At 71.7% G+C, this 14,099-nt stretch carries 13 protein-coding genes; 2 read left to right on the forward strand and 11 right to left on the reverse strand.

Going from position 1 to position 14,099, the window contains the following annotated elements:
- Nucleotides 1-163: 163 nt before the first annotated feature.
- Nucleotides 164-703: a hypothetical protein gene (locus LY40_RS03910; protein WP_183786250.1), complete on the forward strand. Its 540-nt coding sequence runs from the start codon at nucleotides 164-166 to the stop codon at nucleotides 701-703.
- A 160-nt stretch (nucleotides 704-863) separates the two neighbouring features.
- Here the strand turns inward: LY40_RS03910 and LY40_RS03915 are convergent, their stop codons facing one another.
- The 11 genes from LY40_RS03915 to LY40_RS03965 form a co-directional block, all read right to left on the reverse strand.
- Complete coding sequence (locus LY40_RS03915; RefSeq protein WP_183786252.1) at nucleotides 864-1,325, reverse strand: hypothetical protein; 462 nt, start codon at nucleotides 1,323-1,325, stop codon at nucleotides 864-866.
- Nucleotides 1,322-2,077 (reverse strand): 4-hydroxy-tetrahydrodipicolinate reductase, encoded by a 756-nt coding sequence (gene dapB / locus LY40_RS03920; protein ID WP_183786254.1) that lies wholly within the window; start codon nucleotides 2,075-2,077, stop codon nucleotides 1,322-1,324. The genes LY40_RS03915 and dapB overlap by 4 nt, the downstream gene beginning before the upstream one ends.
- Complete coding sequence (locus tag LY40_RS03925; protein ID WP_258935946.1) at nucleotides 2,074-3,435, reverse strand: M16 family metallopeptidase; 1,362 nt, start codon at nucleotides 3,433-3,435, stop codon at nucleotides 2,074-2,076. Before LY40_RS03925 ends, dapB begins: the two co-directional genes overlap by 4 nt.
- A gap of 103 nt (nucleotides 3,436-3,538) precedes the next feature.
- Entirely contained in the window at nucleotides 3,539-5,788 is a 2,250-nt protein-coding gene (locus LY40_RS03930; RefSeq protein ID WP_183786258.1) for a polyribonucleotide nucleotidyltransferase, read from the reverse strand.
- A 299-nt stretch (nucleotides 5,789-6,087) separates the two neighbouring features.
- Entirely contained in the window at nucleotides 6,088-6,357 is a 270-nt protein-coding gene (gene rpsO, locus LY40_RS03935; protein ID WP_183786260.1) for a 30S ribosomal protein S15, read from the reverse strand.
- 97 nt (nucleotides 6,358-6,454) lie between these two features.
- On the reverse strand, nucleotides 6,455-6,973 hold the full coding sequence (gene thpR, locus LY40_RS03940; protein ID WP_183786262.1) for an RNA 2',3'-cyclic phosphodiesterase: 519 nt from the start codon (nucleotides 6,971-6,973) through the stop codon (nucleotides 6,455-6,457).
- A gap of 31 nt (nucleotides 6,974-7,004) precedes the next feature.
- Nucleotides 7,005-7,487: a helix-turn-helix transcriptional regulator gene (locus LY40_RS03945; RefSeq protein WP_183786264.1), complete on the reverse strand. Its 483-nt coding sequence runs from the start codon at nucleotides 7,485-7,487 to the stop codon at nucleotides 7,005-7,007.
- Nucleotides 7,488-7,649: 162 nt separating this feature from the next.
- Nucleotides 7,650-8,609 carry a bifunctional riboflavin kinase/FAD synthetase gene (locus tag LY40_RS03950; RefSeq protein ID WP_183786266.1) on the reverse strand — a complete coding sequence of 320 codons (960 nt, stop codon included), beginning with the start codon at nucleotides 8,607-8,609 and terminating at the stop codon, nucleotides 7,650-7,652.
- Nucleotides 8,610-8,711: 102 nt separating this feature from the next.
- On the reverse strand, nucleotides 8,712-9,602 hold the full coding sequence (gene truB / locus LY40_RS03955) for a tRNA pseudouridine(55) synthase TruB (RefSeq protein WP_183786268.1): 891 nt from the start codon (nucleotides 9,600-9,602) through the stop codon (nucleotides 8,712-8,714).
- A gap of 25 nt (nucleotides 9,603-9,627) precedes the next feature.
- Nucleotides 9,628-10,959, reverse strand: a complete 1,332-nt coding sequence (locus tag LY40_RS03960; RefSeq protein ID WP_372497676.1) for an MFS transporter — start codon at nucleotides 10,957-10,959, stop codon at nucleotides 9,628-9,630.
- 129 nt (nucleotides 10,960-11,088) lie between these two features.
- Nucleotides 11,089-12,393 (reverse strand): MATE family efflux transporter, encoded by a 1,305-nt coding sequence (locus LY40_RS03965; RefSeq protein WP_183786422.1) that lies wholly within the window; start codon nucleotides 12,391-12,393, stop codon nucleotides 11,089-11,091.
- A gap of 94 nt (nucleotides 12,394-12,487) precedes the next feature.
- On the opposite strand from LY40_RS03965, the gene LY40_RS03970 reads away from it, so the two are divergent.
- Nucleotides 12,488-14,026 carry an NAD(P)H-binding protein gene (locus tag LY40_RS03970; RefSeq protein WP_258935948.1) on the forward strand — a complete coding sequence of 513 codons (1,539 nt, stop codon included), beginning with the start codon at nucleotides 12,488-12,490 and terminating at the stop codon, nucleotides 14,024-14,026.
- The last annotated feature ends 73 nt before the right edge of the window (nucleotides 14,027-14,099 follow it).

Consider the following 14,099-nt stretch of genomic DNA (forward strand, 5'->3'; position numbering starts at 1 on the left):
TGTAACCGCACCGAACCGGTGATCCCTTCACCGCACCGACACTTCACCGCTGCGATGCTGCGCCCACCGCGGTGACGCCGGTGGTGGCACCGCGGACCCGGCCGTCCGCGTCGCTACCGCCCAGCGGATCCGACCACCGACCCCGACCGCCTGCGGAGACACTGTGCTGACCTGGTTGTGCGTCGCCTTCGGTGTCGCCGTCGGGTCGGCACTGCTGCCGGTGGTCAGCGTCGAGCTCTTCCTCATCACGGTGATGACCGGCGAGAGCGAGACGATCCCCTGGCTGCTCATGGGCGCCGTCGTCGCGGCGGGGCAGGTCGTCGGCAAGCTGCCGTACTACCTCGCGGCGCGGGGCTCGATCCACCTGCCGCGGTTCCTGCACGAGCGGTTGCACCGCCACCGGCAGGAACGGCCGCCCACCCCGCGCCGGGAACGCTGGCGCCGTCGCACGAAACGGATGCGCGGCTGGCTGGAGGCACTGCGCGAGCGCTGCCACCGGCACCCGCATTGGATGGCGAGCACCTACGGCGTCAGCTCCGTGGTCGGCCTGCCGCCGTACATGGCCACCGTCGTGCTGGCCGGTTTCGTCAACATGCGCCCGTCGCTGTTCGTGGGGGCGGGCCTGGCGGGCCGGTTCGTCCGGTTCAGCCTGCTCGCCGCGTCCCCCGCCGTCGCCGCGGGCTGGCTCGGCATCCCGCTCTGACACCGGACGACGAGCACCCGGCTACCGGTCGAGCATCCTGGCCATCGATCGAACGGCGTGGCAGCGGACGACGAGCACGGCGGATCGGTTGCCGACCGCGTCGCAGCCGTGTTCACGCACCCGGCGGCAGGAGTCCGCGACCCCGCCGCCGGATCCGCGTTCAGCGGTCGGCGGCGCCGGATTCGAGGGCTTCGAGCTCGACGGCCTTGTGCATCGTGGCGCGGGCGCGTTTGCGGTCGCCCGCGATGTCGTAGGCGTAGGCCAGCCGGTACCAGCGGCGCCAGTCGTCGGGCTCCTGTTCGAGCTCGGCGCGGCGCTCGTCGAACCACGCATCGGCGGCGTCCCGGTCCACCCGCCCCGACGGACGGCGCGGCAGGTCCGAGACGTCCGGCAGTCCGCCTTCGGCCTCGAGCCTGCGCGCCAGCCGCTGGATCCGGTTCCCGGAGCGCCACGTCGTCCACAGCATCCACGCGCCCAACAGGGGCAGCACGAACACGCCCGCGCCGAGAACCATGGGAACCGGCTCACCGGTCCTGAGCAGCGCCACCGCACGGCCGGCCAGCAGGACCAGGTACAGCGCCACCGCGGCCGTGAGCACGATGGCGACGTTGCGGGCCTTCACAGGTCGAGCACCTTCTCCAGCCCGACCGTCAGCCCGGGCCGCTTCGGCATCTCGCGGATCCCGAGCAGCACACCCGGCATGAACGAGCTCCGGTCCATCGAGTCGTGCCGGATCGTCAGCGTCTCCCCCGCGGCGCCGAACATGATCTCCTCGTGCGCCACGAGTCCCGGTAGGCGCACCGAGTGCACCCGGACGTCGCCCAGGTCCGCACCGCGCGCTCCATCCATTTCGGACACCGTCGCGTCGCTGCCCGGTTCGATCCCGGCCTCCGCCCTGGCCTGCGAGATCATCCGCGCGGTGTGGGCGGCCGTGCCCGACGGGGCGTCGGCCTTGCGGTTGTGGTGCAGTTCGATGACCTCGGCCGAGTCGTAGAACCGCGCTGCCTGCTGCGCGAACCGCATCGCCAGCACGGCCCCGAGCGCGAAGTTCGGCGCGATGAGCACGCCCAGCTCCGACCGCTCGGCGAGCCACGAACGCAGTTGGCCCAGGCGCTCGTCGGTGAACCCGGTCGTGCCCACCACGGCGTGCATGCCGTGGGACAGCACGAATTCGAGGTTGCCCATCACGGCGTCGGGCCGGGTGAAGTCGACGACGACATCGGCCTTCGCCTCGACCAGCGCAGCCCGGTCACCGGCCGAACCGACGGTCGCGACCAGGTCCATGTCCGGAGCGCCCTCGACCGCACGCACGGTCTCCGCGCCCATCCGGCCCGTGTGGCCGAGAACGCCGACGCGAATCGGACTGCTGGTCATGCGATCACCTCGTGCAACTCGTCGGGAAGGTCCTCGTCGTGAGCGTACGGCCCGACGACCACGCCGCTGGTGACACCTCCCGGCCTGCCCAGCAGCGTCCGCGCGAGCGCCGCGACGTCGTCGGCCGTGACGGCGTCGATCCGGGCGACGTTGTCCTCGACGCTCAGATACCGGCCGTGGTTCAGTTCGTTCTTGCCGAGCCTGGTCATCCGTGCGGCCGTGTCCTCCATGCCCAGCACCAGAGCGCCGCGCAGCTGACCTTTCGCCCGCGCGACCTCGGCCTCGCTCAACCCGTCGGCGGCAACGTCGGCGAGCACCCCGGCCGCGACCTCGGTGACCTCGCCGAGCCGGTCGGGCTGGCATCCGGCGTACACCGACAGGTGGCCGGTGTCTGCGTAGGTCGCCACCGAGGAGTAGACCTGGTACGCGAGGCCGCGGCGCTCACGGACCTCCTGGAACAGGCGCGAGCTCATCCCGCCGCCCAGAGCGGCGTTGAGCACTCCGAGGGCGTATCGCCGCTCGTCGTGCCTGCCGAGGGCAGGCATGCCGAGCATGACGTGCGCCTGCTCGGTGTCGTCGGTGCGCAGCTGCAGACTCCGTGTCCGGCGGGGCCGTGCGCGACCCGCACGCGGGGCCACGGGCGCAGTGTCGCCGTCGAGCCTGTCGCCGAGAGCCTTGCGCACCAGCCGCAGCACTGCGCCGTGTGTGACGTTGCCCGCGACCGCCAGCACCATCCGGTGCGGCACGTACTGCCTGCGGTAGAAGCCGCGCAGCGCTCGCGCCGACATGTCCTGAATGGACTCCTGGTTGCCGAGCACCGGCCTGCCGAGCGCGTGCCCACCCATGACGGTCTCCACGAACGTCTCGTGGAGCAGATCCTCCGGGTCGTCGTCGCGCATGGCGATCTCTTCGAGGACCACGCTGCGCTCGGTGTCGACGTCGGCGTCCGTGCACCGGGCCTCGAACACCACGTCGGTCACCAGGTCCATCGCCACCGGCAGGTCCTCGTCGATGACCTGCGCGTAGTAGCAGGTGTGTTCCTTGGCGGTGAACGCGTTCAGCTCCCCGCCGACGGCGTCGATCTCCTCGGCGATGGCCGTCGCGTCGCGCCGGCCGGTGCCTTTGAACAGCAGATGTTCGAGGTAGTGCGCCGCACCGGCGACCGCGGGCCGCTCGTCACGGGAACCGACACCGACCCACAGGCCGACCGTCGCCGACCGCACGCCCGGAACCTGCTCGGTGATCACGCGCATCCCACCGGGCAGGACGGTGCGCTTCACCCGCCCGCCTCCGGAGACCGACTCCAGGGTGCGGGTGCTGCCGACGGGCTGTTCGTGCCCGGGATTCTGCCGTGCCATCAACCTGCTTTTCGCCCCATGTCACACGGCGACCCGCCGCGGCAGGGTATGCCGTCGGCGGGTCGCCGTCGTGTGTGTTCGTCCTCGTCCGTGCCTGCGCCGGTCAGGCGTCGGTCGACTCGGCCTCCTCCGACGCGGCGCCGTCGTTGTCGCTCTCGCCGTCCTCGTCGACCACGACCAGGCTGATCTTGCCGCGCTGGTCGATGTCGGCGATCTCGACGCGCAGCTTGTCGCCGACGTTGACGACGTCCTCGACCTTGCCGATGCGCTTGCCGTTGCCCAGCTTCGAGATGTGGACGAGGCCGTCCTTACCGGGCAGCAGCGAGACGAACGCGCCGAAGGCTGCCGTCTTCACGACCGTGCCGAGGAAGCGCTCGCCCACCTTCGGCAGCTGCGGGTTGGCGATGGCGTTGATCTTGTCGATCGCGGCCTCGGCGGACGGACCGTCCGCCGCACCGACGTAGATGGTGCCGTCGTCCTCGATGGAGATGTCGGCGCCGGTCTCCTCGGTGATCGTGTTGATCATCTTGCCCTTCGGCCCGATGACCTCACCGATCTTGTCGACCGGCACCTTCACCGTGGTCACGCGCGGGGCGTACGGGCTCATGTCGTCCGGCTCGTCGATCGCCTCGGACATCACGTCCATGATCGTCAGCCGGGCGTCACGGGCCTGGTTCAGCGCGGCGGCCAGCACGTCCGACGGGATGCCGTCGAGCTTGGTGTCCAGCTGCAGGGCCGTGATGACGTCCTTGGTACCCGCGACCTTGAAGTCCATGTCGCCGAACGCGTCCTCGGCGCCCAGGATGTCGGTCAGGGCAACATAGCGCGTCTCCCCGTCGACCTCGTCGGAGACCAGGCCCATCGCGATACCGGCCACCGGCGCCTTCAGCGGCACACCGGCGTTGTACAGGCTCATCGTGGACGCGCAGACCGAGCCCATCGACGTCGACCCGTTCGAGCCCAGCGCCTCCGAGACCTGGCGGATGGCGTACGGGAACTCGTCGCGCTTCGGCAGCACCGGCACCAGCGCACGCTCGGCGAGCATGCCGTGGCCGATCTCGCGCCGCTTCGGCGTGCCGACGCGGCCCGTCTCCCCGGTGGAGAACGGCGGGAAGTTGTAGTGGTGCAGGTAGCGCTTGGACGTCTCCGGCGAGAGCGTGTCCAGTGTCTGCTCCATCCGGAGCATGTTCAGCGTGGTGACGCCCAGGATCTGGGTCTCACCGCGCTCGAACAGCGCCGAACCGTGGGCCCGCGGGATGGCGGCGACCTCGGCGGCCAACTGCCGGATGTCGGTCAGGCCACGACCGTCGATGCGCACCTGGTCCCGCAGGATGCGCTGGCGCACGAGGTGCTTGGTCAGCGACTTGAACGCCGCGCCGACCTCCTTCTCGCGGCCTTCGAAGGCCTCGCCCTCGCCGATGCCGACCTTCTCGAGCACCGCCGCCTTGACCTCGTCGGTGGCGTCGTCGCGGTCCTGCTTGCCGCCGATGGCCAGCGCCTTGGTGAGCTCGTCGGTCGCGATCGCGGCGACGGCGTCGTAGGCGTCCTGCTGGTAGGCGGGGAACAGCGGGTACTCGCCCGTCGGCTTCGCCGACACCTCGGCCAACCGCTGCTGCGCCTCGCACAGCGCGCGGATGAACGGCTTCGCGGCGTCCAGGCCCTGCGCGACCGTCGTCTCGGTCGGCGCGGTCGAGCCCTCGGCCACCAGGTCGAGGGTGTTCTCGGTGCCCTCGGCCTCGACCATCATGATCGCGACGTCACCGGCGCCGTCACCGACGACGCGGCCCGCGACGACCATGTTGAACGTCGCCTTCTCGAGCTGCGACCAGGTCGGGAACGCGACCCACTGGTCCTCGATCAGCGCGACGCGCACGCCGCCGATCGGACCGGAGAACGGCAGGCCGCCGATCTGCGTGGAGGCCGATGCGGCGTTGATCGCCAGCACGTCGTACGGGTCCTCGGGGCTGAGGCTCTGCACCGTGATGACGACCTGGATCTCGTTGCGCAGGCCGTCGGCGAACGACGGGCGCAGCGGCCGGTCGATCAGCCGGCAGGTCAGCACCGCGTCGGTCGACGGGCGACCCTCGCGGCGGAAGAACGCGCCGGGGATACGGCCGGCGGCGTACATGCGCTCCTCGACGTCCACCGTCAGCGGGAAGAAGTCGAAGTGCTCCTTGGGCTGCTTCGAGGCCGTGGTGGCCGACAGCAGCATGGTCTCGTCGTCCAGGTACGCCACGACGGAACCGGCGGCCTGCTTGGCCAGCCTGCCCGTTTCGAAGCGCACCGTGCGCGTGCCGAACCGGCCGTTGTCCAGTACGGCTTCGGTTTCGTGCACGGTGTCTGTGTCTGTCATGAAAGTGATTACTCCTCGTACTGCCGCACGCGACACGCACTTCCCCGCCCTTCGGGGCCCGTCCGGGTACGAGGCCGGCCATCGATCGAAGCTCACGGGAGGAACTCCCGGGAGCCACTACCGAGGACCGGCTGCGGCGTCCCCGCACGCGGCGCGTATCGCCTGCGAAACTCTCTCTAAGTGTGTCTCGGGCCGCGCCCGCCTGCGCTGTGCCGACACGCGCGCCCGAGGGGAGCCTATTGCGGCTCCGATGGAGCGAAGGGGAGCGACCCGCCGGGCCACTCCCCTTCGTCACGAAGTCATCGGCGGAGGCCGAGTCGCTGGATGAGCGAACGGTACCGCGCGATGTCGACCCTCATCACGTAGTTGAGCAGCCGACGGCGACGGCCGACCAGCAGCAGCAGACCACGACGCGAGTGGTGGTCGTGCTTGTGGGTCTTGAGGTGCTCGGTGAGCCCGGTGATCCGCTTGGTCAGCAGGGCAACCTGAGCCTCGGGCGAACCGGTGTCCGACTCGTGCAAGCCGTACTCGGACAGGATCGCCTTCTTCTCGTCGGTGGACAGCGCCACGCGTCACTCCTTGTGTTCAGTGCCGTGTTCGTCATGTCGGTACCGGCCGCCACGGACTGCAGCCGGACTCGACTATCCAGCCTATCAGCGGTTGCGGTCACCGCAGCGCACGGCCGAGGCCGAAGCGGGACACCGGCGTATACACCGGCCCCGCGGGCCCGCGGTCGCTACGCAGCAGCAGGACCTCCGCCGGTTCCCAGGCCGGGCCGCGATGGCCGGCCAGGTCACTGGCCAGCTCCTCCAGTCCCGCACGCGGACCGCCGCGTGCCACCGTCACGTGTGCGCGGAACCGGCGGCGCTCACCAGTGGGGCGCACGGCGTCGGCGAGCGGGGCGAGCTGCCCGGATTCGACGATCACCCCTGCCCACAGCACCCCGGGGAACACGCCCGCGCCCGCCAGGCGCAGCACGGGCGCCTGCAGACCGTCGAGCCGCCGTGCCAGCCAGGCGGTGCGCGCCTCCGGCTCGTCCTCACCGTAGAAACCCAGCGTGATGTGCCAGCCCTCCGGAGCGGTCCAGCGCAGCCCCTCGGCATCGGTGGCCGCGCACTCCGCCAGCCGGGCACGCAGCGCGTCGGCCGCCGCCTCGGGCACCGGCAGGGCACTGAACAGCCGCACGCCCACGTCTACCTTCCCGGGCGGCCCGCCGTCATCGCGGGTCCTTGCCCGCCCTCCGCAGCAGGTCGGCGATCGAGGGGAAGTCGGCATCGAGCCGTTCGGCGGCGCCGATCAGGTTCTCCCCCTCGGCGACCTCGCGCAGCGCATTGAGCACCTGCTGGTCGTCCGGCCCCGCAGCCAGCGGCATGCTGTCCCTGCTGACCGTCGGCCGCGATTCCTTGACGTCTTCGAGCGCCGCCTGGATGGCCTCCTTGCTGCCGCCGGCGACCTCCGGCAACAGCACTTTGCGCTCCAACATGATGAGCCGCGCCAGCACGACCGGATTCCCGATCTTGGCGCGCCTGCCGCTCATCACCTGGCTCAGCATCGGTGCGCTGATCCCCAGTACCTCGGCCAGATAGGCCTGCGACACGTCGAAGGCCACGACGAGCCTGCGCACGCGGTCGCCGAGTGGTTCCCCGTACCACTCGCGCTGCAACGAGACGTTGCGCTGGACGATTTTGTGGTCCTCCACGTCAGCCCCTGCTCCCCTCGCATGTCCGGTCCCCGGACGGCCCGGCGACCCTCCCGGCATCTTGCCAGGCCGCAGCCGGCGGTCGGGACGGAACGGACCAGCTGTTCACTATTGCACCCGCGCGGCCGGCCCACCACCGCCGACGGGTCCCCGGGACCGGCGTCAGGCCACGCCGAGCAGCCGCCTGGTCCGCACCACGTCGTCGGCGATCTGGTCGACCAGCCCGTCCACGCCGTCGAACGCGATCTGGCCACGGATCCGCCCGACGAAGTCCAGCGATACCTGCTGGCCGTAGAAGTCCTCGTCGACGTCGAGCACGAAGGCCTCGACGGTGCGTTCCCGGCCGGAGAAAGTCGGGTTCGTGCCGACGGACACGGCGGCGGGCAGCTGCCCGCCGTCCGCGCGGACGAACCAACAGGCGTACACGCCGTCGGCCGGGATCGCCGCGAACCGCGGCGGCGACAGGTTCGCCGTCGGGTAGCCGAGATCGTGTCCCCGGCCGTCGCCCCGCACGACGATGCCGTCGAGCCGGTGCGGCCTGCCGAGCGCGTCCGCGGCCGCCACCACGTCACCGGCGTCGATGCACGAGCGCACATAGGTCGACGAGAACGTGATCTGCTCGGCCTCGCGGGGTCCACCCGGCAACGCGGTCCCCTGCAACGTGGCGCCCTGCGCGGTGAACCCGAACCGTTTCCCCAGTCGCTCCAACGTTTCGACGTTGCCCGCGGCCTTGCGCCCGAACGTGAAGTTCTCCCCCACGATCACCGCCGCCGCGTGCAGCTTGTCGACGAGGATCTCGTGCACGAACTCGTCGGGTTCGAGCCGGGACAGCTCCGGCGTGAACGGCAGGACACAGAACACGTCGACGCCGCGCTGCTCGACCAGGTCGGCCTTGCGGCGCAGGGTCGTGAGCTGGGCGGGGTGCGAACCCGGCCGCACCACTTCGGACGGATGCGGGTCGAAGGTCAGGACCACCGACGGCACCCCGAGCTCGGCGGCCGTGGCCACCGTCCGATCGATGAGTACCTGATGCCCCCGGTGAACCCCGTCGAACACCCCGACGGTGACGACGCAACGCCCCCAGCCACCGGGCAGATCTGTCAAACCGCGCCAACGCTGCACAGTGCAGCAGCCTAACGACCGTGCGCGCAGCCGGGGTCAGCCGGGCTGGACCGGGTGCCCTGCGGCCGGGCCGGGCCGGTCCGCTGCGGCAGCGGTGTGCCGTCAGGCCGGGAGCAGGACGACCACGGGCTTGGCCGCGCCGCGCTGGTCCTCCGCGAGTGCGAGCACCTCGCCGTCGGGGCCGAACACGCCGTACACGCCCGCGATGCCGGCCGCGGGCAACCGCTGGCCGTGCCGCACCGCCCGCGTCTCGGCGGCGTCGACGTCCCGGCGCGGGAACGCCGCGGCCACGGCCTCGGCCAGGGTCAGCGACAGCCCCGGCTCGGCCTCCACGGCCTCGAGCGTGCGCGCCGCGGCCAGCGTGAACGGACCGACGGTGGTGCGGCGCAACTGCATCAGATGCCCGCCCACGCCCAGTGCGGCGCCCAGGTCACGGGCGAGCGCGCGCACGTAGGTGCCCGACGAGCAGTCCACCATCACGTCCAGCGCGATCCGGTCACCCTCCCTGCGGGTGGCGAGCAGATCGAAGCGGTGCACCGTCACCGGCCGCGGCGGCAGGTCGACGTCCTCGCCGTCGCGCACCCGCGCGTAGGCCCGTTTGCCGTCGACCTTCACGGCGCTGACGGCGCTGGGCACCTGCTGCAGCTCGCCGGTCAGGCCGACGATTCCCGCGGCGATCGCCCCGTCGGTGACCGCGCTCGCATCGGTCTCGGTGAGGATCTCCCCTTCGGCGTCGTCGGTCGTCGTGGCGGCGCCGAGCGTGATCGTGGCGAGATAGGTCTTGCGGTCGAGCGCGAGGTGGCCGAGCAGTTTCGTCGCGCGTTCGACCCCGAGCACGAGCACACCCGTGGCCATCGGGTCGAGCGTGCCTGCGTGGCCGATCTTGCGGGTGCCGAGGAAACGGCGTGCCTTGGCGACGACGTCGTGCGACGTCATGCCGGCGGGCTTGTCGACGATCAGCAGGCCGGGAGGTGGCGCGGGCGGTCTGGACACGGCCGCCGACTGTAGCGAGCGCCGACTAGGCCACCGAGGCCAGGTCCCAACGGGTGCGGGTGACCGGCACGGGCACGTCCTCGCCGCGCTCCTGGGCGGCGAGGACCGCCGCCCGCGCCCGCCGGAACCACACGACGACCCGCGACGTGCCGAACACGAGCACGGCCACGATCGCCAGCAGGGCGATCCGATAGGCGCCGCCGGTCAGTTCCAGCAGCACGCCGACGAGCAGCGAGGCGGCGGTCGTGGCGCAGAACCCGCCCACGTTGACCGCGCCCGTGGCCGTGCCGACACGCGGCAGCGGGTTGTAGTCGCGCACCAGGGCGAACCCGACCGACGAGACCGGCGCCCCGAGCGACATGAGGACGAACGCCACCACCAGCACCGCGATCGGCACCTGGCCCGGCCACGCGAGCAGCACCGCCCAGGTCAGCGTGAGCAGTGCGCCGTAGCCGAGCACCGTCGGCATGCGCAGGTCCGGCCTGCGGCTGAAGAACCCGCCCGCGAGCGGGTTGGACAGCATCGCGCCGATGACGAACACCATCAGCAGCGAGCTCGCGCTCGTCTCCGAGTAGCCGAGCTCTTCGACCATGTAGGGCACGCCCCACAGCAGGGTCATCACGTTGAGGCTGAACGGCATCGAGAAATGCGTCCAGAACCCGAGCCGCGTCCCCGGAACCCGCCACGCGGCCCGCAGGTCACCGCCGACCTCCGCGAGGGACTTGGCCTCGGCCGAGGCCGTGCGCCGCTCCGGGGTGTCGCGCACCGCGGCCAGCACCACGACCACGTACCCCAGCGTGACCAGGCCGGCGACGAGGAACGTCGGGGTCCAGCCGGGGCCGGACAGCAGCAGCGCCAACGGCAGGGTCGCGGCGAGGTTGCCGACGAACCCGAGCGAACCGGTGAGCGTCGTGACGAGGACGTACTGGCGCCCCGGGAAGTGGTTGGCCGCGAGCCGCAGCACCGACACGAAGGCGAGCGCGTCGCCGACGCCCAGGACGCCGCGGGCGAGCAGGCCCAGCGCGTAGGTGTCGACGAGTGCGAGCAGCACCTGCCCGGACCCGAGCATCAGCGCGGCGGCGGTCAGTACGGCCCGCGGGCCGTACCGGTCGACGAGCAGTCCGGTCGGGATCTGCATCGCGGCGTAGACACCGACCTGCAGCACCGTGAAGGTGCCCAGCGCCGCCGCACCGACACCGAACCGTTCGGCCGCGTCGAGCCCGGCGACACCGAAGGAGGCCCGGTGGAACAGCGCGAGCAGGTAGACGAACGCGCCGGCGCCCCAGATCAGCCACGCCCGACCGGGCGCGGAGGCGTTCAGCGGTCTACTCGACGGCACCTGTCCTCCTCGTCGCATCGAATGGGTGGACAGACGCAGCGGCCGTCCCCATACGTTCTAGTGCATCGGCTGCCCGGTCGGCACCCGCACCGGCCCCGTGACCGCAGTGGAGTTGCCCACAGGGCGGGCGCCGGCCCTGTGGCGGTGTCAGGTCCGGACCGCGCCGGTCACCGCCCACCGGCCACCACGCCAACGCACCACGACGAATCCCAGGCGCAGCACCATGAACACCGTCAGTCCCGTCCAGATGCCGGCCAGTCCCCAGCCGAAGCCGAGCGAGGCCCAGATCAGCGGCAGGAATCCCAGCAGCGCGCTGCCGAGCGTGGCGTTGCGCAGGTAGGCGGCGTCGCCCGCGCCGAGCAGCACGCCGTCGAGCGCGAACACCACACCGGCGACGGGCTGGAGCGCCACGAAGAACCACCAGGCATGCGGGATCTCGCCGAGCACACCGGCGTCGCTGGTGAACGCCAGCGGCAACACCTGCGACACGGCCGCGAACACGACGCCGAGGCCGCAGCCGAGTATGAGGCCGTACCGGACGATCTGCGTGGCGATCCCCCGCGCACGCCGCCTCGACTCGGCGCCCAGCGCGGCGCCGATCAGGGACTGGGCGGCGATCGCCACCGAGTCGAGCACGAGCGACAGGAACGTCCACAGCTGCCACACGACCTGATGGGCACCGACCGCCTCGGTCGAGGTTCGTGCGGCGACCGCGGTCGCCGACAGGAAGCATGCCTGGAAGCCGAGACTGCGCAGCACCAGGTCGCGGCCGAGGATCAGCTGGGCCCACATCACGCCCGGGTGCGGGCGCAGCCGGGCGCGTTCCTTCGCCAGCGCGCGCAGGAAGAGCCCGCCCGCCACGGTCTGGGCGACGACGTTGGCGATCGCCGACCCTTCCAGCCCCCACCCGAACGGATACACGAAGACCGGGCACAACACCGCCGACAGGCCGTTGCCGGCCAGCACGTACCGCAGCGGACGCACCGCGTCCTGCACCCCGCGCATCCACCCGTTGCCCGCCATCGTCACGAGGATCATCGGCGTGCCGCACAGCGCGATCCGCAACCACGACACCGTCGCGTCGGTGATCGCCTCGTCGCCGGAGAGCATGCTCGCCACGGGCTCGGCCAGCAGCTGGCCGAGCCCGAGGATGACCAGGCCCACGGCGAGCGCCAGCCACGTGGCCTGCACACCCTCCTCGACGGCTTCGCCGCGCCTGCCCGCGCCGTGCAGCCGCGCCGTCCGCGAGGTCGTGCCGTAGGACAGGAACGTGAGCTGGGTCGACACCAGCGCCAGCAGCGTGCCGCCCAGCGCGAGCCCCGCCAGCGGCAGTGCCCCCAGATGCCCGACCACCGCGGTGTCCACGAGCACGTACAGCGGTTCCGCCGCCAGCACGCCGAGCGCGGGAACGGCCAAGCCGAACACCGTACGCGCCGGGGCACGTTCCTCCATCACCTCGACCACGCACCGAGCGTAAACGGGCCCACCGACAACCCGGTCATGTGACAGATGCCGTGATCGTCACAGCCCGCCTAGCGTCTCGGACATGGACGAGACGAACGAAACAGTGCTGGTGACAGGGGCGACGGGACAGGTGGGACGCCACGTCGTCGCGGGACTAGTGGAGGCAGGGGTGCCCGTGCGGGCGCTGACGCGCAACCCGGAGACGGCGGATCTGCCGGACGACGCCGAAGTGGTGGCGGGCAGCCAACTCGACCCCGCCGGCCTGGCACGGCACCTCGACGGTGTGTCGGCCGTGCTGTTCATGCTGCCGGACTTCGACCTCGACGCCCTCACCGAGAGCGTGCGCGTCGTCGGCGATCACGTCCGGCACGTGGTGCTGCTGTCCTCCGGCGCGGTGCGCGACGACGTCCCCACCGGCGAGCAGCCGGGGCCGATCGCCCATGCGCACGCCGTCCTCGAGGAGGCGATCCGCGCCACGGGGGTGTCGTGGACGTTCCTGCGGCCCTACGGGTTCGCGGCCAACACGCTGGAATGGGCGCAGGCGATCCGTTCCCGGCAGCCCGTCGCCCTGGTACAGCCCGAGATGCCCACCGCTCCGGTCGACGAACGGGACATCGCGGCCGTCGCCGTGCGGGCCCTGACCGAGGACGGCCACGACGGGGCACGCTACGAGCTCACCGGACCCGAACTCGTCACCCCGGCACGGCAGCTGGAGATCATCGGCGAGGTCACCGGCAGGCACATCGCCTGGAAGGAACAACCCGCCGAGGAATGGGCCCGCTCGCTGCTCGGGCCGGACACGCCGGACGAGGTGATCGCCGGGATGGTCGACGACTTCACCGACCGCGACCCCGCCCACACCGACACCGTCGCCCGCGTCACCGGCAGGCCGGCACACACGTATCGCGACTGGGTCGAGGCACACACCCGGGATCTGGCCGGCCTGCTGCCGCCGGTCTCGCGCGCCGACGCCGGCTACGTGCTCGTCAGCACCTGGCGGGTCGCCGACACCGGCTCCCAGCGCGCGGCCGGGGCCGCCGCCGTCGACGACTGGCGCGACCGCCCGTGGCCCGCGGGCCTGCTGGCGCACAGCGTGCTGCTCGGCACCGACGGCCACACCCTGGTGCACTACTCGCAGTGGACGGATGAGGAGTCACTCGAGCAGTTCCGGCGGGCAGGCCGGACCGCACGCAACGACACCATCGACGCGGACGTCCCCGGCATCGAGCGCCTCGACGCGGCTGGCTACCGGCTCTACCGCGAGGCGGTCCCCGAGCAGCCGTTCGAGCCCGGCGTCGTCGTGCTCGTGTCGTTCCGCACCGACACCGCCGCCACCGGCGAGCGGTTCGTCGACGAGTTGATCGGCCGGCATCCGGTGACCAACGGCGAACCGGCTCCGGAGGGCATGGCGGGCAACCACTTCCACATCGCCGTCGACGGCAGCCGGATGCTCAACTGGGCGGAGTTCGCCACCGTGGAGGCGCACGAGCGCGTCGTGGCGGAGCGCCTCCAGGCCGACGACGATGTGCCCCAGCTCGTGGAGCGCACACCGGGACTCGACGCTGTCGGGTTCCAGCGGTTCGTGCCCTACCGCACCGTCTACGGACCGCCGGTCCGCTGACGTCCGCACGGTGACGTCAGCTCGGTGCCGCCCCGCTCGCCCCGCGCCCATACGGCCGGCGCGAGCGGGGCTC

It is taken from the genome of Prauserella salsuginis, assembly GCF_024648885.1.
In the GTDB taxonomy this organism is placed as follows: domain Bacteria; phylum Actinomycetota; class Actinomycetes; order Mycobacteriales; family Pseudonocardiaceae; genus Prauserella; species Prauserella salsuginis.

Bases quoted from the DNA above. Each gene is read 5' to 3' on its own strand.
- LY40_RS03970 (WP_258935948.1), top strand. From the start codon at position 12,488: ATGGACGAGACGAACGAAACAGTGCTGGTGACAGGGGCGACGGGACAG.
- LY40_RS03925 (WP_258935946.1), bottom strand. From the start codon at position 3,435: ATGGCACGGCAGAATCCCGGGCACGAACAGCCCGTCGGCAGCACCCGC.
- LY40_RS03965 (WP_183786422.1), bottom strand. From the start codon at position 12,393: ATGGAGGAACGTGCCCCGGCGCGTACGGTGTTCGGCTTGGCCGTTCCC.
- LY40_RS03930 (WP_183786258.1), bottom strand. From the start codon at position 5,788: ATGACAGACACAGACACCGTGCACGAAACCGAAGCCGTACTGGACAAC.
- LY40_RS03960 (WP_372497676.1), bottom strand. From the start codon at position 10,959: ATGCGACGAGGAGGACAGGTGCCGTCGAGTAGACCGCTGAACGCCTCC.
- dapB (WP_183786254.1), bottom strand. From the start codon at position 2,077: ATGACCAGCAGTCCGATTCGCGTCGGCGTTCTCGGCCACACGGGCCGG.